The organism is Schleiferilactobacillus perolens DSM 12744, from assembly GCF_001435585.1.
In the GTDB taxonomy this organism is placed as follows: domain Bacteria; phylum Bacillota; class Bacilli; order Lactobacillales; family Lactobacillaceae; genus Schleiferilactobacillus; species Schleiferilactobacillus perolens.
Map to the genome: position 1 here is coordinate 94547 of NZ_AZEC01000001.1, position 21489 is coordinate 116035.

Consider the following 21489-nt stretch of genomic DNA (forward strand, 5'->3'; position numbering starts at 1 on the left):
ACGTCACCGCCACCAACAGATTTTTTTTTAAGAGGAGGATACTCAAATGTCCGAAAAACCGCTATCGGCCCAAACAAACCAGAACACTGTCCAAATCACTTTTCCCGATCAAACCCAACTCGCATTGCAAGTTTTCAGCGATGCCATTATCCGGGTCTGTCCCATTGATGCACTGCCAGCCGCATCCTATGCCGTGGTGGCCAAACCGCAACCCACACAATTTACCGCCACGGTCAAAAACGGTGTCGCGGCCATCAACACAGCAGCTCTCCACGTCAAAGTCTATCCCGATCACCATATGGACGTTTTCGACCAAAACGACCGGGAACTCATCATGGACTACCGCGGGCAGCGCCAGCCGCTGAACCGCGACCTGGCGGCTGACGAGACGTCACTGCTCGAAGAAGAAGGTCATGCCGGTCATGAAGAGATCGACGCGACTGCGGCCTTGACCCTTACCAAACAACTTGATCCCGACGAAGCTTTTTACGGTCTCGGTGACAAGACCGGCTTCATGAATAAGCGCGGTTATGAATACGAGAACTGGAACACCGACGATCCTGCGCCGCAAATGGAAAACTTTACCCGGCTCTACAAGTCGATTCCCGTGCTCTATGGTCTTCGCCAAGGCCGCCCCTATGGCCTGTTCTTCGATAATCCATACCGCAGCCATGTCGATCTGGGCAAGGAAAGCCCCGCTTACTATTCTTACAGCGTGGTCCACGGTCCGCTGAATTACTACATCATCGGCGGTCACCGGCTGGCCGATGTGGTCGCCAATTACGCTCACCTGACCGGCACGGTGCCTTTGCCCCAGCGCTGGACTCTGGGCTATCAACATTCTCGGTATGGCTACCAAGACGCGCCGGAGATGATCCAGATCGCCGATGGCTTCCGCCAGCACGATCTGCCCTGTGACGCGCTTTATTTTGACATTGACTACATGCACGGCTACCGGGTCTTCACCTGGGATCCCGGGCGTTATCCGGACCCCAAGAAACTCATTGCGCAATTGCACGAGAAAGGGTTCAAGGCGGTCACGATTATCGACCCTGGGGTGAAAAAAGACCCCGGCTACACGGTGTATGACGACGGCAAGAAGCATAAAGTATTCGTCAAAACACCCGCTGGCAAGAACTATGTCAATCGTGTTTGGCCTGGCCGGACAGTATACCCAGATTTTGGTAAGCCCAAAACTCGCCAGTGGTGGGGTCAGTGTCATTTAGCCTTGACTAAGATCGGTGTGGACGGGATTTGGAACGACATGAACGAGCCGGCATCGTTTGACGGACCAATTCCTGATGACACAGTCTTTTCAGACAATGGTAAAAAGTCGACCCATGCCAAAATGCACAATCTCTATGGTCACAACATGTCTCATGCGACCTACGATGCGCTGAAAGAACAGACTGGTCGGCGGCCGTTTGTCATCACCCGAGCGGCTTACGCGGGCACCCAGCGCTATGCGACAGTGTGGACCGGTGATAACCACAGCCTGTGGGCGCACTTGCAAATGATGATTCCGCAATTATGCAATCACAGTATGAGCGGTTTCAGCTTTGCGGGGACGGATCTAGGCGGTTTTGGTTCCGACACAACGCCCGAATTGCTCACTCGCTGGATCGAGGCGGGATTGTTCAGTCCGTTATTCCGGAACCACAGCGCACTGGGTACGCGGCGCCAGGAACCGTGGCTGTTCGGTGAACCCACCTTATCCATCTATCGCAAATATCTTAAGCTGCGCTATCGCTTTATTCCGTACCTGTACGATCTTTTTGCTCTGGCGCAAAGCGCTGGCAAGCCGGTAATGCGGCCGTTGGTTTATGACTTTGACGAGGATCGGCAAGTGTACGATATCGACGACGAGTACTTAATCGGTGATGCCCTATTGGCGGCGCCGGTGGTGACAAAAGGCAAGACCAGTCGCCTGGTCTACTTGCCCGCTGGCCAATGGATCGATTTTTGGACCGGGAAAGTCATCCCTGGTGAGCAAGAAATTCGAGCCGCTGCGCCGCTGGATACATTACCGTTGTATGGTCGGGTCGGTACCATGATTCCTTGGGGCCCAGCGCACCAGTTTCTTACCGATGAACCAGACCAAACCATGACCTTCAAGGTGTTTGGCGATACCGCCAGTTACGACCATTACCAGGATGACGGGTATGATTTTGCGTATCAAAAGGGCGAGTTCAACCAGTACCACGTCACCTTTGCCCAGGGCAAACCGGCTGTGACACTGACGACAGCTGGCTACCCCGCGGGCTTGTACCCGGAAATCACCGTCGCGGCGGGTGATCAGACATTTGCATTGCAGTTAGAGAACGGAAAATATCAACTAATCGATAAGAATTGAGGTAATTGAAAATGAGTCAAGGAAAATGGTGGCAAAACGTTGTCATGTACCAAATCTATCCGCGCAGTTTCCAAGATAGCAACGGTGACGGCATCGGAGATATCCCAGGGATTATTTCACGGTTGGACTATTTGCAAAAACTGGGCATCGGCGGCATCTGGCTAAGCCCAGTATACCAATCCCCCAATGATGATAACGGCTACGACATTTCTGACTACGAAGCCATCATGCCGGAGTTTGGGACCATGGCGGATATGGACGAACTGATCGCAGAAGCAAAAAAGCGGAATATCCGCATCATTATGGACCTGGTAGTCAATCATACCAGTGACGAGCACAAGTGGTTCGCAGCCGCTCGCCAGTCCCGGGATAATCCGTACCACGACTACTATGTCTGGCGGGATGGCCAGGGCGACGGCGACATCCCCAACGACCTGCAGTCCACTTTCGGTGGCTCCGCCTGGACCTATGAACCTGCAGTCGGTCAATATTATCTGCACCTTTTCAGCAAAAAGCAGCCGGATCTTAACTGGCAAAATGACAAGGTGCGCCATGAAATCTATGACATGATGAACTTCTGGATCAACAAAGGCATTGGCGGCTTCCGCATGGATGTCATTGACCTGATTGGGAAAGAACCGGACAAAATGATCACCGGCAACGGCCCCCAATTGCATACTTATTTGCAGGAAATGAATCAGGCCACTTTTGGCGGCAAAGATCTGATGACTGTCGGCGAAACCTGGGGTGCCACCCCGGCTATTGCCAAGCAGTATTCCGACCCCGCCCGCCACGAATTATCCATGGTCTTCCAGTTCGAACATGTCGGCTTAGATCAACAACCTGACGGCGAGAAGTGGGATCTCAAGCCGCTCTCAGTGCCAGCACTGAAACAGGTTCTGTCCAAATGGCAGACTGCCTTGGGCGACCAAGGCTGGAACAGTCTCTTCTGGAACAACCACGACTTACCGCGGATTGTGTCCCGCTGGGGCGATGACGGCCAGTATCACGACCAAAGTGCTAAGATGTTTGCCATCTTGCTGCACATGATGAAGGGGACCCCCTATATTTATCAGGGTGAAGAAATCGGTATGACCAATTACCCGATCACTTCAGTGGATGAAATCAACGATATCGAAAGTATTCAAATGTACCACGCCCGACTAAAGGCGGGCTATACCAAAGAAGAGATTCTCCGGTCCATCAATGCCAAGGGCCGCGACAACGCCCGGACACCGATGCAGTGGGATACCACAGCCAACGCCGGTTTCACTACCGGTACACCGTGGCTGCATGTGAACCCGAATTACGTGCGTTACAACGTTCAAGCCAATCTCGCCAATCCCCATTCGATTTTTGCGACCTATCGGCGCTTGATTCAGTTGCGCCAGAATAATGATTTAGTGGTCTGGGGCGATTATGCATTGGTGCCAGATACGGCGGATAACGTGTTTGCTTATTATCGAACGTATCAAGGAGAACGTTGGTTGATCGTGGCTAATGCGGCTGCGGAAGATAACGTGTTTGAACTCCCAGATGCTGTGGACGAGCACATTATTGGAAATTATGATGATCAGGATGTCAAAACTGGGCGGATTGAGTTGCGGCCTTTTGAGGCGTTTGTGGTGAAGGTTCGTTAATCGATTCCGAGAATTGTAGACAATAAAACACCGGCTGAAAAGTTGCTCGTCACAGACGATTGCTTTTCAGCCGGTGTTTTATTGCTGCTGCTATTTTGTCGTTTTTCGTGCCACCAGTGGTAACACTTCCTGAATAGCCTGATCCCAGACACGCCACTCATGTGCCCCTGGAACGAGTTTTAGAGAATTCTTGAATCCAGATTGTTGGGCCAACACATGGAACTTCTTGTTCATCTCTAAGAAAGGGTCTTCGTTTCCGCAAAGTTGCCACAAAAAAGGTCTCTTTTGATTGGCGGGCCAATGCTGAACTACGGAGATTAAATCATTCGTGCTGCCAGGCAATTCGGTTATCCTGCCAAAAAGCTCATTGTACCAAGGCGTTCGCTCAGGGTGTTCATGCCACTGCTCGATAATATCAGGCACACCTGACAATGCGAAGGCCCCAGCAAACGTTTCTGGATGGAGTAGAGCACACTTTAATGCCCCATAACCGCCCATGGATAATCCACCAACATATGTGTCAGCAGGTTGTGTCGACAATGAGAACCACTGACGGCAACGCGCCACCACTTCTTCACTGATGTAGTTGAAATAACGCATGCCACTAACGGTATTCGTATAATAGCTGCGATCCGCCCGCGGCATGATAACGGCCACTTGTTGACCACGCGCATAGTCCGCAATTTTGGTTTGCTCTAACCAGGCATTTTCATCATCCCCGAGGCCATGAAGCAGCAACAGTATCGGTAAATTGGGTTGCGCGTTTTCTGGCAACAAAACGTTTATGCGGGAACGCATACCGAGTTTTTCTGAACCAAACTCAACGTGAAAAACTGCCAATGGTGAGATCTCCTTCCCGATATAAGGTGAATGAACCGGTATGGCGTGGATGCAGGATGGTTGTCTCGGCTTGTTTTTCTGTCCAAAAATCGTCGCTAGGCATGATGGTGTCCTGATCAGTTAATGCAATCACGGTATCAGTTGTCTTGATTGAAAAAGAAACTTGGTGATTGCTCAAATTGATTATCTCGGCGGTGGTATAGGCCAACTTCCAGGAGGTCACAGTAGTATCCATAGCCAACATTAGGCCCTGTTTGGCGCCGATTGAGATGGAATGTCCCCCAAAGAGCGCACGTCCTTGTGCATTGTGCAAGATAAATGTGGCGGGGACGTCCAATGTGTTCAATAGATGAACAAGTGTCCCATCGGTGCTTTGAGTGATAAAAGCCAATACAAATGGTGCTGCCGGTGTCAGAGTCAACTGGGGCGTGACTTCGAATTGATTCAGCAGCAGCTGGTAGAATGCCGGGTCAAAACGGCCTTCTGAGCCCAAGAATGCAACCTGCCCCCGGCCAACGTTGAATAATGCTCCTACTGCAGCGTTCGATTCCAATTCGCGCCAGAACACAATACTGTCTCGTTGAGTTGGTTCGAATGATTGAAATTGATGAATCCGAACCTCTGGCAGTCCTTCAGCAAATGCGTGGTGTGTAATTGTCGGGAAGTAGGTCACTGATTCCCTTTTCAGTTGTAATGGCATCAAGCCGAGACCGTTGATCAGGGTCGTATCAGGCTGGCCGGTTAAATCGGTTACGGGCAATTCCCCCTGGAGGAGGAGTTGGCCACCCTTGTTAACATAATCCAATAATCGTTGCTGTACTGTTCCTGGCATGGCTTGCCCAGTAGGAACCACCAAGACATGGTGATTATCGTGAGTGGGTAAGTCCTTTTGCAGGTCCCAAGCATCATAGTTGTATTTGGCAGACAACAAATTCAGAAAAATATTATTCCAGGGTAGGGTGGCGCGATTAGTTTCTTGGTCGGCGACGAAATTATCGGATACCTGGCTTTGCGGATAATGATACTCAGTCATGTAATCGTCGGGAATGAAGCCCACGGAAATCGGTGCAGTCACTGAATGCATCGACGCCAATAAACTGTCGGTATTCTTAATGATGTTGCCCACTTGAGCCATGGCGGGCAGGGTATAGTTTGATTTGCCCTCAGGTGATAGCAGCGAACCAAAACCATGGCGATACCCATGAATACCAATACGGGAGTTACCATCGGCCACGGGTACTGCCAATGATCGGTTAAAGCCGCCGGTAAACAGGTAATCATTAATCATTTTGGTGCCCTGGGCTAGTTGTAACCGCGTCTTCAGAGGCAGGGCACTAGCTTCTATTTGCATGGGCAAATGATCATCGTTATTACCCGAACTGGCATTAAATTCCAAAGTGGTGAGCGGCCAATCACCGTCGACACTCTGCATGAAACGATTGAGCGTGTATAAATGGGTAGCAGTGGTCATATCGAAGTCGCCGAAATAAACATCCGTGCCAATAACGACGTCTTTCAGATCAAAGGTGTCATAGAGCTGACTGATGCCAATGGGGAATGTTTCACCGCGGCCTTGATCAGTACCGTGGACATTAATGAGCAAAGGGGTATCGACAATTCCTGCATCACGGACAGTGTCAGCAAGAAAGGCAAGGTAATTCTTAAAGCGATACCGCATGTAATAGCCCAAATCATTTTGATATTGCAACACCCATGCATCGTCTGGTTCTTCCATGTATTGGCGAGTACGGGCAGCGGTCAAGAAATCTGTTGGATAGACCGCCGGTAACTGGTCATGGTACTTATTTTGCAACCATGTTGAAAACTCAGCGATAGTTATATCTGTGAGATCAGGCGCATTGCTGATCCAACTGAGCATCCCCACTTCGTTGTCCAACTGAACACCGATGATTGGGCCGCCATGGACCTGTAAAGCCGGTGCCAACACCTGGCAAACAGCCTGCAGCCAGTTTTGAGCAGTCCGTTTAAAATCTGGATTCGTATAATCAACTGTCCCTGTGGGTACTGTCTGGCCGTGCCAAGAAGTGGGAATAATGGTGGGGTATTTATCTCTTACCCAGAATGGAATTCCTTCGTTCTTCAGTTCGGCCATATTAAAGGGTCCCGGTCGGGCAATCAAATAGAGTCCATTTTGATGAACTAAGTCAATGAAGTCCTTTAAGTTATGTCGTTCATCTAACTGACCGGTGAAGTCAAATACGCCTTCTTGTTCTTCATGGACCAGCCACGGAATATATGTGGACACAGTGTTCATGCCGGTCGCCTTCAATTCGGTTAACACGGATTGCCAACGGGCCGGCGGTAAGCGGAAGTAGTGAACCTCACCAGCTAAAATTGTAGTCGGCTGGCCATCAATTTCAAAAGTGAGAGAGTCTGTCTTGATCATGATTAACTTTTTCCTCTCCAAGCGATCCGCGTTGGATCACTTTGGTTTCAATGTAATGATTACCCGCTTGACCGTTATTTTTAATCATGTCAATCAAGGTCTGGGCGGCGGTTTCGCCCCATTTATGTTTGGAGTAATCAATTGTCGTGAGTTGCGGTGTTAGATAGTGGCCAATGAGGTCATTATCGAAACCAATAATTTTGATATCTTTGCCGACGGTATAACCCAGTTCGGGCAAAGCTTCATAAAGACCGATTGCCAGCTCATCGTTGAGAGCAAAGACACCAACATTTTTGAGATGGGCATTACTGATCTTTTTCGCTGCTTTGCGACCACCATCAATCGTGAAATCGCTGGGAATAACGATAACGGGTGCATCGGTCTTATCACTTAAAGAAGCCAACGCAGTTTGCAATCGCACCTGCGAATCGTAGGAATCAGAAGGGCCACTGATGAAGACATAGTAGTCAACATTGGCTGCTACTAATGCGTCAATTGCTTGTTTGGCCCCCTTAGAATTATCCAATAAGACTTTATGCACATTGGTTCCGGATAGTTCCCGGTCCATAACAACCATTTTGCTGCCTTGTTTAGCAAAGCTTTTAATCAGCCGATCGGGGAAGGCTTGATCCAAAATCACCGCGCCGTCCACAAACTTCTGAGGAATGAGTGCCCGCGACTTATCACCGCCCGCCCCAACAATCAGCTCATAGTGATTGGCGCGAAGGACTTGATCGACGCCATCAATGACGTGGCTGTAAAAATCCCCGCCAAAATCGGCGACATACATCGCAATAATATTGGTACTTTGTTTCTTCAGGGTGCGTCCTGCCAGATTAGGCACGTAATTGAGATCCATGGCAATGTGCATGATCTTGGCACGTGTTTCCTCGGTGACCTTGGAACTGCCATTCAAGGCATAAGAGACTGTTGAAATCGACACACCTGCCTTTTGGGCGATATCACGAATACCGGCCACTTAAATCCCCTCCATATTGTTAGTAATCGGATCTTACTTCTCTGCTTGAACATTGAATCCTTGTAAAATGTACTTTTGGAAGATAATGAAGATAATCACGATCGGTATAACCATAAAGGAGGAGCCGGCCATTTGCAAACCATAATCTGAAGTGTGTTGTCCCTGTAGTAATTGGAGCCCAACTGAAAGGGTATAGTACTTCTGATCGTTGGCGATAATCAATGGCCACAAGAATGCATTCCAACCGCCGATAAAGGTGAGAATCCCCTGGACGGCCAAGACCGGTTTGGAGATAGGGATGATGATGTGCCAAAAAATGTACCATTCGCTGGCACCATCAAGTCGGGCAGCTTCAATAATGGAGTTTGAAATATTGCTCATGAATTGACGGAACAGGAAGATGGCAAAGGCACCCACTAAACCAGGCAAGATAATACCCGCTAAGGTATTGGTCAAGTGCATTTCATTCAAAATGAGGTAAACCGGGATCATAGTGACTTGTCCAGGAATCATCATGGTGGCTAGCACCAGAATAAATAGTGGGCCGCGTCCTTTGAATTTAAATTTGGCAAAGCCATAGCCGGCCATTGCATTCAGTAACATACCCAGGAAGGAAAACAGCGTGATAATTAATGTGTTTTTGAGATAAACACCGAAATTGCTATCCACGAACAAACGTTTGTAGTTGTCGAATGTCCAGTGGTTGGGTAAAAAGTTTTGAGTGGCTTGCGAAATTTCAGCGTTGGATTTGAAAGAAGAAAGAAACATCCATAAGAAGGGCAGGATAGTGATAACGCCCCAGAATAGTAGGATTGCGCCCACTGCGACTTTGCCGTTGCGCACGGCTGACTTATTACCATTAATCATAAATACAGCCTCCTAAAGTCCTTGTTGTTTCTTTTGCAGTTTGAATTGCACTAACGTGGCAAGAATAATTGCGGCGAACATAATGAACGAGCCGGCAGCCGCGTAACCGAAATTACTGTTCTGGAACCCATTTTGATAAACAAACAGAGCGACAGAATTAGTACTGTTCAACGGGCCGCCCTTAGTCATGACGAATGGTTCATCGAAGAACTGGAACCAACCAATCAATGTGGTGACAGTCACGAAGAAGATGGAGAATGATAAGGAAGGCAGAGTGATGTGGCGAGTTTGCTGCCACCAGCCAGCACCATCGAGCTCAGCTGCTTCGTAAAGCGATTCAGGAATGCCCTGTAAGGCGGCCAAGAAGATCAGCATATTGAGACCGATGGCTTTCCATACAGCCAGAATAATTAATGATATCTTGGCCGTAGCTGGATCACTGAGCCAAGGGAAGGGTCCCATACCAATCTTACCGAAGAGATTATTCAGTAAGCCCATGCTCGGGTTGTACATATAAGTCCAAACCACTGCGACCGCCACGGTATTGGTGATTGAAGGTGTGTAGAAAACCAACCGCATAAACCGGAAAAAACGATTTTGGCCGAAGTTGATGAGAATAGCGACGGTCAAGGAAAGCAAGATGACCAACGGGACCCCAATGACAACATAGTACCCAGTGTTCAGAATTGACTGAAGAAAAGCACTGTCGTGAAACAGTTGCGTGTAGTTTTGTAATCCAATAAATTTGATTTGTGACCAATCGCCTAAACCTGTGATGTCCAAACCAGTAAAACTGATGATCAGGGCAATGAAGATTGGGATCAGAGAGAACAGTGCCAGCAGGAGCAGTGCCGGCAAGACAAAGGTATAGGGAACTAGCTTGTCGCGTAATGTCTTAGCCATGAGAATGGCTCCTTTCATTAAGAGGGTGCAGCGGCCCCGATAGTTTCCGACAACCAAGGACACTTGGACAAAAATCGTCACACTGAAAGATTTTGCCCAGGATGTCCTTGGCTCCAGGAAACTGGGTCGCGAATCCCATTTAGAGGACGTGTGCTGGAATAATTTTGAAATAAATACCCCGAGAATACACAAGGGAATTCTCGGGGCAATACAACGCGATACTTCACGTGCCGCGATTATAGTGAGTCAGTACCGCTCCCGGTGAGCCAATTATTTGTTCAATAATTGCTCGGTTTGAGAATTCAGTTGATCCATCGCTTTTTGAACGTTAGCCCCTTGCATAGCAACGGGTTCCCAAGCCTTCAAGTAGTTTTGACCGATTTGGTCCCATTGCTTGATTAAAGGCATTGGTTCAGAACTGTTCAGTTGCTTACGGAATACTTGGATACGGGAGTCGCTTAAAGATTTGTCAGTCCAAGCAGACTTCAGAGTCGGCATTGAGTCGCTGTTCTTGTAGTACTTTAATTGACTGCTCTCAGTAGACAGATACTTCAGCAATTTCATTGCAGAAGACTTATTTTTGCTGTAATTGAAGACTGCCAAGTTACCACCACCAGTATTGGACATGTTGTTATCTTTACCTTTAGGTAATACAGCGACGCCCCATTGATCATCTTTCAGACCGGCATCTTTTTTCACACTAGCCATCATCCATGGACCGGAGATAAACATCGGAATTGGTGCTTTGCCACCGAAAGACTGGCCGATTGTCAATTTCAAATCTTGTTTAGGAGAAGCACCATTCTTGTAAAACTGAGCCAGATATTCCAGTGCTTCTACAGTTGGCTTCTTGTTGAATTGCGGTGTTTTACCTTTAATCAGCGTAGCACCGTTTTGACGAGCAAACATAAAGCCAAATGTTGGTTCAGCGAAGTCAACATTGAAGCCGTACATATTCTTGCCGCGCTTAGATAGTTTTGTGGCAGCGTCATATAATTCATCCCAGGTCTTCGGTGCTTCGTTATAACCGACCTGTTTCAATAGATCTTTCCGGTAATACAGTACCCGGGTTTCAACATACCAAGGCACGGCATAATACTTACCATTGAACTCGGTTGTCCTAACGGATCCTTCAAAATACTTGTCTGGGCTGATATTCTTGTCGCTCTTAACTTCTTTGGAGATATCCATCAAGCTCTTTGAGCTCACGTAATTGGCCATGCCAGTGGTACCCATTAGTACTAAGTCAGGACCGGACTTGGAAGCAGCGGCGGTCAAAAGTTTATCGTTGTACTGTGACCAAGGAATACTCTGAATTTTGACTTTGATACCAGTTTTCTTAGTGAACGCATCCACCATTGGTTTTACGGCTGTATCGGCGTCACCACCGTACCAGAAGGTGATTGATTTGCCGTTGGATCCTGAAGAACTGTTATTGCTGTTACCACAACCAACAAGGAGCAGGGCGGCAGCTACAGCAGCTGCGGAAATGCCCAACCATTTCGTTAACTTCATTTGTTAATTCCTCCGTTTTTGGAATTCGTAATCGAAACGTTTCTACGACTATGATTATACACGAATCGGAACCGGTTACAACTATTTTTTCGATTTTTTTTGAAACTGCTTAAAACGCTGATATTGCAGTGTTTGTAACTGGTATAGGCCAGGCTCCTACACAGCTTATTTTGATACGGATACGCGGTAATCAGTATCAAATGGCAGTGAGAATGTTGAGTTAAACGTTTCTTCATCGGCCAGTTTGAATACACTGTTAAGCAGTGTCGCAATATAGATTCCTGGGCCGCTGCTGTACAACCGCCAGCCGCCTTTCACAGAAACGGATTGATTACGAACATCATCGAAATGTTCTTGGGCGGCATACCGATCAGGAAATGCTGCGTCTGAGCTGGAGAAGTAAACATTGGCTTGACGTAATGCTGCATTGCTCACGCGGGATTGAATATTGATGGGGTTCACCAATTGTAATAATCGCCAAGCTTCTGCTTGATCCCCTGTCTGAGCGACGGCATCGGCATACCGAATATGGGCGTGGACATACAGTAATCCAATCTCTCGACCGAAGTTGGCCGCTTGTTCAGCTCGCTTGAAGATGTGGGAAACACCGCCACGGTAGGTGGAAGGCTTATTCATTAAGCGCACACCGTCTGGGAATAACAGGTGCTGAGTGATAAGCTGCAACGCATGCTCGGATTGCTGCTCATCAAGGATGTGACTCAACACACCTTGCGACAAGGGCAGCAACCGATAGTCGATGCCGGTTAAACCGTCGTTCGGATGAATGATGGGTGTGACATGATGGTTGGCGTCCATCTTGATGAAACCAGGCAGTACATCGTCCTGCATGAAATACCGCTTGAAATCGCCCATCATGTCGTCGGCTAATGTTTGTAGACTCTGGGCAAAATCTGGAATGCTGGCAAATGCCTGGGCCGCATGGCGTAATGTTTCGATAGTCAGTTCTTCGGTCCAGGTACTGGCCATTTCCTTTTTTTGGCGGGCATCGGCGGGTTGCAAAGTATCGTCCCAATCGCCATCACCATAAGCGGAGACTTTGGTGTTGTAAAGGAAATGGCTGGTAATGTAGGCTAACTGACGCTTAATATGGTCTAATAGGCTCTCAGATTCAGCGAGCATCTTGTGCTTTTTCAGGGACATATACGGCAACACTTCACTCAAAACACTAGTGTCTTGAGTGGCTAACAGATAATCGGTCACCACTTTGAGTGGCCATACAATCACGTCTCCATGGCTCTCATCAGCAAATTGTCCTGAATATTCGTCGTACATGAACCATTGGGGCCAATTACCATTTTCACTGAATTGATGGCTGTAAAGATGAAGAATGATTTGTCGAACAATATCATAATGGCCGGTCGATAAAAACAGTTCGGTTGGGCCTTGGGAAACATCCCGCGTGCCCCAGGCAGCACCACCGTATTGCTCTAATCCATGGGGTGAGAGCATGTGCACCAGTGCGTCATGGGCATACCAGCGTAAGACAAGATTTGTCTGCTCTGCCATATCCTGTTTGGCAGGGTTATTTGTAGTGACTTGGAAGTGCCGCAACAGCGATTCGAGATAGGCATGATGTTGTTCGCGGCTAGTGGCGATTGGCTCAGAGTCAGGCGCTTGAACAGTATTAGTTTGTGTCACAATACTGAATTGACTAACAGAATCAAACGCTGTTACCAGTTGATGCGTGGAATCATTCGTGGCGTGACCTAAAATGATCTCTTCCCGACCAATATTGAATGCTTGGGCATTATGCGAATACCGAATACTGTATACACGGTCAGGATCGATTTTCGCCATGGCAGTATTTACTTCCGGTGAAAGTGCGATGGTGTTGTCTGTGATGTCTAGGAGCGGCTTCTCGCCCAATGTTTCTGTATCCCACTGGGAAGTGACCCAGACGTCATAGCGTTGATGATTCAGTGAAGCAAACCGGAGCGTGACTTGCTGCTCCGTACTGCTGGCATCATCACTGATTTTTAATGTGTCGTCGTCAAGTTGATAATACCAGTCGCCACCATTGAAGGTCATGGCATAAGCGGAAGGCATGGTCAGCAAATGATATTGTGTGTCATTCGCTGGTCGCACATAAATACGGGTTCCAGTAACTTTGAACCAGTTCAACGCACTGCGGGTATTGGTAATCATAATGTTCATGTTCGTGTTGCCAAAGACCACATGGGATTCAAAGACGCCAGGCATGAACTGTGTGGCAGCCAGAACAGGTTGAGTGGGGGTCATGGTTCGTTCGGCCATGATAATGTTCCCAGTTAAGCGTTCCTGTTGGTTTTCTTTTTCAGGCAACACGACATGGGTATCATCGGGAGTGAATAAGGACAGCACCTGTCCGGTTTGGCCCCGTTCTACCTGCCGTTGTTGCGGGAACAATGTGGTGAGTTGAGTCTCAGTTAAGGGCGTTCCCGTTAACGGTTGACCCAAGGACTGGTTTGCCGCTGGCAGAGAAACTGACTGCCAGGTCGGGTTGACCGCGGATAGCAGAGCAAAATTTGCTTGAATGTCCGTATCAGGAATGAGTTTTTCCAAATTGCCATTGGGTTGGGTGGCCTTAAATGAAGCATAGAATGTCACTTTGGTGTCGTTTCCTTTAATTGTCATGGGAGCGGAACGTAAAGCAGTGAGGGCACATTCATATTGCAGCACCCGACTGGGCAAGTCTGCTTGACTCATCGCGCTGGGCTCGTTGGTACTCTTGTAATCAGTACCGAAGAACTGAAATCCGTCAGTTGCATAGCTGGCAAGTGACGTTAAAGCGCCTTGTTGTAGGTAAGGATACTGACCGGCTTGCGGCTGATTCTGACGTGCCGTAATCGTGATATGTCCGTCACTGGTGAAGGGGTGTTGATCCAGATATTGGGAGACGTAAGCCTCGTTACTATTCACAAATCCGGGTTCACCTAAGCCCAAGTCTTGGACGTAAGTTAAATCCGCATTGATCGACTGGGAACTGTGGAGTGTAACATGCCAAAACCAGGTTGTGCTCCCAAGCAATAGGGTGAGGGTATACTCAACGCCATTAAATTGGCCTTGCCACCGAGCACCATTTTTGGAGAGCGACAAGTGGCTGGTGCTTGCGGGTCCAATTAAAGGTGTGTAATGGTACTGTCCATCAGCTTGGATACGCAAGTAAATATTAGCCATGCTGCCATCCAATGCGTTCCCGGCGACCTGGTTGACCATGATGTTGTCGGCCGTGATTGTGCCGATTGCGCCGTTGTTTAGTAAATTAATCGTGATGTGATCATTTTTGAGTTGGTGCATATGATTGCCTCCTGAGTTTATTGATGTGTCACAACGGTAAAGGGCTGACTGGCCGTATGGGCGGAGTCAAATCCAAGCATTGCAGTGTAATTGCCCTGATCGGTTGCTCGATGCAAATCAGCGTGGATGGTACTGAGCTGGTCGTAAGGCACTGTCAAAGTAATTGTTTGAGTTTGATCAGCTGCTAGGCTGATTTTCTTGAAGGCTTGTAATTGTTTGACGGGTTGAACTGTTTCCCCAATTGTTTGATGGGTATAAAGTTGCACAACGGTCGTACCCGCATGATTGCCGGCATTGTGGATTGTTGCTTGAACCATCAGCGGTTGGTCGGGAGACACGCTTTGCGGAGAAAGCGTCCAATCGGAAATGGTGAAATCACCGTAACTTAGACCAAACCCAAACGGATACAGTGGTGAATTAGCCGAGTCAATGTACTTCGATAAGTACTTGTTCTCGTCATCAGCTGGTGTGCCGGCAATTGGGCGTCCGGTATTGTAGGCATTATAGTAAATCGGTACTTGCCCCACGTTACGAGGGAAAGTCATCGGCAAACGGCCACTGGGATCGACTTTACCACTGAGTACGTTAGCGATGGCTGCGCCACCTCGACTACCAGGGAACCAAGCGAGTAATACTGCGTCGGAGAGTGCGTCAACTTCAGTGAGGTCTAATGGCCGTCCTGTAATCACGATGGTAATCAGTGGTTTATTCAATTTGGCAAGGCGCCGCAAAAGCATTAGTTGTTCAGTTGGCAGTTTGATATCCGTCACACTGGTTGCCTCGCCGCTTTCGCTGGCAGGTAAGCCCAGTACGGCGATGATCGCTTCTTGTTGGCGGCTGGCATTGACAGCGTCATCCAGTTTACTCAATTGCAAGTGATGATATTGTGTTCCGGGCGTTACGGTGAGGTTGCTAAATTGTTTAGCGAGTGCGGCCGCAATTGTTTCGGTTTTCTCCGGATCACCTTGCCAGGACCAGCTACCGAGAATGTCGCCAGTGTCGGCGGCGGGTCCCACTAGGCTGATGGCAGTAGCAGAATTGAGCGGTAATGTATGATGGTTATTTTTCAACAGCACCATTGATTGTTCGGCTGCTGCCTGGGCAGCAGCGAGATTTTTACTTGTTAAGGTTACTTCTGTCTCCCGTTTGTCGCTCAAGCCACGGTATGGATCGTTGAATAGCCCTAATTGTTCTTTCAAGATAAGAATGCGTTGAGCAGATTCATTGATCAGCTGTTCGATTTGCGTATCAAGTACTGCAGCCTTCGTCAAGTATTTGGCATAGGCAAAGGACATCATATCGATATCGACCCCAGCCTTTAATGCGAGGTCGGCAGCATGTTGTAAATCACCAGCCACTCCGTGATGGATAATCTCGCCAATGGCATCCCAATCTGAAATAAGCACGCCGTGGAATTGTAATTCATTCCGGAGGATATCTCGCATCAGATGCTGATTGACAGTAGCAGGGACACCAAAGAGGGTATTGAATGATGTCATAACCAGCAGTGCCTGAGCTTCAATGGCGGCTGCATAAGCGGGTAGATATTGCTCCCGAAAACGCCATTCAGAAATATCAACCGTGTTGTATTCCCGACCGGCTTCCGGTGCACCATAAGCGGCGAAATGCTTAACACACGCCGCAATATGTTCTTGATCAAGAGGCAGTGTACCCTGAAATCCATTGACAGCTGCCTTGGCCATCACGGAGTTCAGATAGGGATCTTCGCCAGTGGATTCCATCACCCGCCCCCACCGCGGGTCACGCACTAAGTCCACCATTGGTGCAAAGGTGATATGAATACCACCGGCAGCTGATTCTTTGGCGGCTATGGTGGACGCAGTCTTCATGACTTGCGGATCGAAACTGGCACCAAGGGCTAACGGAATTGGGAAGATAGTCTTGTATCCATGGACCACATCGGCCATAAAAAGCAAAGGAATACCCAACCGACTGTGTTTTAGATAATTATTCTGTACCTGGCGAACGGTTTTGGCACCTGAAATACCCAACACTGAACCGGCGCTATAAAGCGCTGCTTCGTCAAGGTGGGCTTCCTTCAAGGGACCAGTAATGGCGACATTGTCTCCCTGGAAAAAGTCGGCGCTTAGTTGCAGCAGTTGCCCAATCTTCTCTTCAATTGTCATCTGTTTCATCAAGTCTTGGATGTTCTTGCTGATCATGCGATTATCCTCCTGTATGTTGTCTCTTTTGGTTAATCGAAACGTTTCACCAAAAGCATATAGCGTTTTCAGAGGGAATGCAAGAACTTTTTGACGAGACGCACCTGAATTGCGGCACGTTGGGAATTCGTAGTGCGTTGAAGCTTTGACCATGATTGAGCAATCAACTATCATTAAGGTAGATAGAAAGGTTCGGCGTGGTGAGAAACCAAGGGAGGGATTGTCAGTGTTCGAGCTAGGAGCAGAGGAAATCATTGGACGATTGTTATTGGCAATTGTCGTTTCCGGACTCATTGGTTATGATCGGGAACACAAAAATCGCCCAGCAGGAATCAAAACCCACATTTTGGTTTGTGTTGGGGCTTGTATTCTTGCTTTGGTGCAAAAAGAAATTGGCTACAATGCATTGAATACAGCCCAGGCATATCCCAAACTCGCAGGCGTGGTCCGGGCCGATGATGCACGCCTAATCGCCCAGGTCGTCAGCGGCATTGGCTTTCTCGGCGCCGGGACGATTATTGTCCAAAGGCAAGCAATTCGTGGATTGACTACAGCGGCCAGCATCTGGGCAGTGGCTTGTTTAGGTATTGCTGTCGGGATGGGTGATTACGTCATTGCCATATCAGGCACCGTGGTTGTATTTGGCGTGTTAGTCTTCATCCAAAAGATCATTCGTGTGCATGCATACAAGAAACTTGAGATTCAGTACAAACATAAGCTGGAGACCAAGGAATTCATCCAGCAGTATTTTGATGAGCACAAGATCGAAGTGACTGACGTCAACTTCAGTGTGACTCAGAACGAGGATTCAACTGTGTACACGAACATTTACGAAATTGAAATTCCCAGAGAACTGAGTTATGCCGACATCATTGAGGATATCTCACTGAACAAGAATATTATGCATATCCAAACAGTGAGTGTTTAGAAATTCAAAAAACGACTTGATAGCGAACTGAAAGCACACCTGCTGAAAAGGTACCGTGAGTAACGGTGCTGTCACCAACAAGTGTGCTTTTTCAATGTATATTCAAAGACGCCGGTCAGCCGACGCTAGACAAGCCTGTGAAGAGATGATAGGGTAATTTTCAGATAACAGCGCTTACAGTATGGAGATGCAAAAAATGGAAAGCAATCAAGACCTTATCTATCATTACGTGCGAGAATCGATTTACTCTGATCCGAAGAATGGCAGTGGTGTGACAACTGAATTCATCGCCACCAACTTGCAAATGCAGCGGACGAATGTGAGTGCTAATTTAAATAAACTGGTGCGCCAAGGGAAACTAGTAAAAACGAAAACTCGGCCAGTTCGATTTGCCATGCCGAGCACCCAGCCCGCAGGTGACGCGTTCACGACCTTGATTGGCAGTTCTGGCAGTTTGAAAAGGGACATTCAATTGGCTAAGGCGGCCATTCTGTATCCCAGTGGCAACCTGAATATTCAAATCACGGCGCATCCAGGAAGCGGTACATCAATATTTGTTGATCGGATTATCCACTTTGCCGAAGAAAATCATGTTGTCAATAAAAACGGTCCGACGATTGCAGTCAATTGTCGAAACTATGCCAATGATATCCACGCGTTAGATGCCGTTCTTTTTGGTGAAAATGACGACTTTGTCGATAGCTGTTTTGACCAGGCCAGGGGCGGTGTCTTGTTTGTCAATCACTACGAATATCTTACCGCCGGTCAGCAAGCCCGCATTGTGGATTTATTGGATAAAAGTACTCAGTTTTACGAATTAAATGAAAACCCGCAATTTGCCCCCGGTAAAGCACCCTTCATGATTTTCTCTTGCTCAACGCAAGGAAAACGCCAACTGGAGCACAAGCTTCCGGTTGTGATTACTTTGCCTAGTTTAGACGAACGACCGCTCAGTGAAAAAATGCAGTTGATCAATCGTTTCTTTGCGCAAGAAGCGCGCACTTCAAAACGCACGGTGAGTGTGGGAATTCCAGCATTAAAGGCCCTGGTGCTGTCAGATTACGTGCATAATATTAAAGAGCTATTGGCGGCAATCACAATGGCCTGTGCCAATGCCTATGTGCGCGTCGTTAACGATAAAAGGGATAGTATCAGTGTCAGTTTAGAGGACTTGAAACCTGCCTATCGCAAGTCGTTGTTAAAGGAAAAGGAAAATCAAACCACGCTGAATATTCTCTTTGGCGATATGGAGAAAATGATTTTCGATCCAAGTGATGACAATACCACTGCGCGATCGAGAACCACGTCTGAGGATATTTATGGGGATATTAATAAGCAATATGCGTCGCTAGTAGATCGCGGCGTCGGCAGTGCCAACATTAAGAGCTTAATCGATGGCCACATCAAGAAGCTTTTTGATAAGTACAATTATTACGATTTTCTTGATAGTGGTGCCAATCAGCAGCAGTTGGCTAAAATTGTTAAACCTCAAATCATTGAGATTGTCCGTGACTGGTTATCGGCGTGTCGGAAGTCGTTGAATCGCAGCTTTGACAATAGTGTATTCTATGGGCTCTGTTTACATATCAACTCATTGTTAACAGTGAAAGTGGGCCACAAGCGGCTTGAGGAAAACCAGGCTAAGCAACTGATTGTCCAATATTCTCAGGAATATAAGGAATCGGTGAAATTGGCACAGATTTTGCGTGATGAATTGGGTTTGCATTTGCCGCTGGAAGAAACAGTGCTGCTCATGTTTTTCATTACCCCGGAGAAGGCAAGTACGAAGGGACATCCCGTTGTTTTGTACATCATGCATGGGAACAGTACGGCCAGCTCATTGATGGAAACGACAAATGCACTCAACCAAAATCACAATGCTTATGGGTATGATTTGAACCTTGATGTCAGTACCAAGACAGCAATGCTCGAAATCAAGGCCCAGATTCAAAAGATCGATCAAGGACAGGGCGTCATTGTCATTTACGATATGGGTTCAATAAAGATCATGTTGGAAACTATCAGTGAGGAGACAAACATCAAGATTCGCTCAATTCAAATACCAATTACACTGATTGGGATTGATGCCGCCCGAAAAAGTGCCATGGAAACAGATGTTGACTATGTTTACCATACAATTTCCACAGATATTCAACAAATGGTGGTTACGGAACAGCAGCGTCCTAAATTGATCGTGACCCTTTGTCATACTGGGGAAGGCGGTGCGGAACAACTCAAAAATTATATTGATCAATATTCGAAATTGGGTATTCAAGTCAAAGCTTTGGCGATGGCCAATAAGCAAGAGCTGGTTAGCGAAGTGAATGACCTGCGCAAGGTTTACCAGATTCATGCTTTTGTGGGGACATTCAATCCCCAGTTGTTTGGTGTTCCATTTATTCCAATTAACAAAGTATTTGAAAACACCCGGAAGGATCTCGATCAAATTTTGATGTTTAAACCGGTGCTTTCTAATGCATTTGCCTATGACCAAATTTACCGATACTTCCAGGAAGAGTTCAAATACGCCGACGTGGCACTGCTCAAACGATTCTTGCCTGAAATTATGGATGAATTATGCTTGGCCTATGATCTGAAGGAAGATCAGCGAGTGGGCTTGTTCGTCCATCTTGGTAGTATGGTGGAACGGTGTTTGGCAGATGATACGACCGTGAGCGAGCCGCAGGGGAAACAAATACTGACTCATTATCCAGAAGATGTCAGGCGGATCGGAAAGATACTCAAGCCGTTGGAAAAATCATTCAAAATCATTGTGACAGATGACGAGATTGCTTCGATTGTGACCATTGTAAGGAAACTTTAGAACGAGGAAAAGCCAAGAGGCTTAGCGTGTTCGATGCGCTAAGCCTCTTTGACTGCTCGATTTTTGATAATGTCTGTTTCCATGTCAAGCAGGGTACTCGACATACGGCCTAACATTAATGCTTGGCTAAACCATCCGAGAATTCTGTTGTGTTGATCTGGTTGATAACTATCAATGTCCTCAATCAGAGTTACCTTCGTTTTTTCTTCTTCAGGTTCAGTTAAGTAGGTGACTGTGACGGTATCAGCGACCGATCTCGAAGTTAACTAGTATTTCTCGCCGCGAATATACTGGTCAATCTTGAACACTACATCTGTCTTGGCTTTCTGGTAGTGCTTCGTGTAAGTTAATCCTCCTTTGACTGACGAATGATTCAAGCGGTTGCCGGTGTTCTCCAATACATCATTAAGGACCCGGTCTTCCAGATAATCGAAAAACTCAGTGCTGGTAACGTCTAAAGTGCGAATTATTTTCATGGCCTCATTATAAGACCAACTGTCGAGTTAAATCAAACCGCTTACATTTAGAGGACTTAATGGATTCCAATACACAAGCCGTCGCCAGCTATACACTAGTAAATTTTTAAGCAAAAAACTGATACACAAATTGAGTGATGTTGATTAAGTCCGTCTTTTCCATTACTGAGGTGGATCAAATTGAGGATTGTGTATCAATTTAGCGATACACAAATAAAGTAAGCGCTTTTGCAACGTGCCCTGCTAGCCTTTATCATGAACCATGTAAACAGAAACA

The 21489-nt window shown here is 47.4% G+C and carries 13 protein-coding genes; 4 read left to right on the forward strand and 9 right to left on the reverse strand.

The features are described 5' to 3' along the window. Positions 1 to 46: 46 nt before the first annotated feature. On the forward strand, positions 47 to 2353 hold the full coding sequence (locus FD09_RS00405) for a glycoside hydrolase family 31 protein (protein WP_057817144.1): 2307 nt from the start codon (positions 47 to 49) through the stop codon (positions 2351 to 2353). Positions 2354 to 2364: 11 nt separating this feature from the next. Continuing rightward, on the forward strand, positions 2365 to 3993 hold the full coding sequence (locus FD09_RS00410) for a glycoside hydrolase family 13 protein (RefSeq protein WP_057817146.1): 1629 nt from the start codon (positions 2365 to 2367) through the stop codon (positions 3991 to 3993). A gap of 90 nt (positions 3994 to 4083) precedes the next feature. On the opposite strand, the gene FD09_RS00415 is transcribed toward FD09_RS00410, so the two are convergent. The 8 genes from FD09_RS00415 to FD09_RS00450 all read right to left on the reverse strand — a co-directional run bounded on the left by FD09_RS00415 (position 4084) and on the right by FD09_RS00450 (position 16984). Beyond that, on the reverse strand, positions 4084 to 4833 hold the full coding sequence (locus tag FD09_RS00415; protein WP_057817148.1) for an alpha/beta hydrolase: 750 nt from the start codon (positions 4831 to 4833) through the stop codon (positions 4084 to 4086). After that, on the reverse strand, positions 4814 to 7240 hold the full coding sequence (locus FD09_RS00420) for a beta-galactosidase (RefSeq protein WP_057817150.1): 2427 nt from the start codon (positions 7238 to 7240) through the stop codon (positions 4814 to 4816). The genes FD09_RS00415 and FD09_RS00420 overlap by 20 nt, the downstream gene beginning before the upstream one ends. Beyond that, positions 7212 to 8219, reverse strand: coding sequence for a LacI family DNA-binding transcriptional regulator (locus tag FD09_RS00425; RefSeq protein WP_057817152.1), 1008 nt, complete (start codon positions 8217 to 8219; stop codon positions 7212 to 7214). The genes FD09_RS00420 and FD09_RS00425 overlap by 29 nt, the downstream gene beginning before the upstream one ends. 33 nt (positions 8220 to 8252) lie before the next feature. After that, positions 8253 to 9086, reverse strand: a complete 834-nt coding sequence (locus FD09_RS00430) for a carbohydrate ABC transporter permease (RefSeq protein WP_057817154.1) — start codon at positions 9084 to 9086, stop codon at positions 8253 to 8255. A 12-nt stretch (positions 9087 to 9098) separates the two neighbouring features. Then, complete coding sequence (locus FD09_RS00435) at positions 9099 to 9989, reverse strand: carbohydrate ABC transporter permease (protein WP_057817156.1); 891 nt, start codon at positions 9987 to 9989, stop codon at positions 9099 to 9101. Positions 9990 to 10259: 270 nt separating this feature from the next. Further along, a complete protein-coding gene (locus FD09_RS00440; RefSeq protein ID WP_057817158.1) occupies positions 10260 to 11504 on the reverse strand; it encodes a sugar ABC transporter substrate-binding protein in 1245 nt (414 codons plus the stop codon). 165 nt (positions 11505 to 11669) lie between these two features. After that, positions 11670 to 14801 (reverse strand): GH36-type glycosyl hydrolase domain-containing protein, encoded by a 3132-nt coding sequence (locus FD09_RS00445; RefSeq protein WP_057817160.1) that lies wholly within the window; start codon positions 14799 to 14801, stop codon positions 11670 to 11672. Positions 14802 to 14818: 17 nt separating this feature from the next. Beyond that, positions 14819 to 16984 carry a glycoside hydrolase family 3 N-terminal domain-containing protein gene (locus FD09_RS00450; protein ID WP_057817162.1) on the reverse strand — a complete coding sequence of 722 codons (2166 nt, stop codon included), beginning with the start codon at positions 16982 to 16984 and terminating at the stop codon, positions 14819 to 14821. Between the two features lie 226 nt (positions 16985 to 17210). Between FD09_RS00450 and FD09_RS00455 the strand changes: the two genes are divergently transcribed. Together FD09_RS00455 and FD09_RS00460 are read left to right on the forward strand one after the other, a co-directional pair. Beyond that, a complete protein-coding gene (locus FD09_RS00455) occupies positions 17211 to 17912 on the forward strand; it encodes an MgtC/SapB family protein (RefSeq protein WP_057817164.1) in 702 nt (233 codons plus the stop codon). A gap of 196 nt (positions 17913 to 18108) precedes the next feature. Then, positions 18109 to 20736, forward strand: a complete 2628-nt coding sequence (locus FD09_RS00460; protein WP_057817166.1) for a PRD domain-containing protein — start codon at positions 18109 to 18111, stop codon at positions 20734 to 20736. Positions 20737 to 21002: 266 nt separating this feature from the next. Here the strand turns inward: FD09_RS00460 and FD09_RS16620 are convergent, their stop codons facing one another. Continuing rightward, complete coding sequence (locus tag FD09_RS16620; RefSeq protein WP_235812175.1) at positions 21003 to 21212, reverse strand: DUF3284 domain-containing protein; 210 nt, start codon at positions 21210 to 21212, stop codon at positions 21003 to 21005. Between the last annotated feature and the right edge of the window lie 277 nt (positions 21213 to 21489).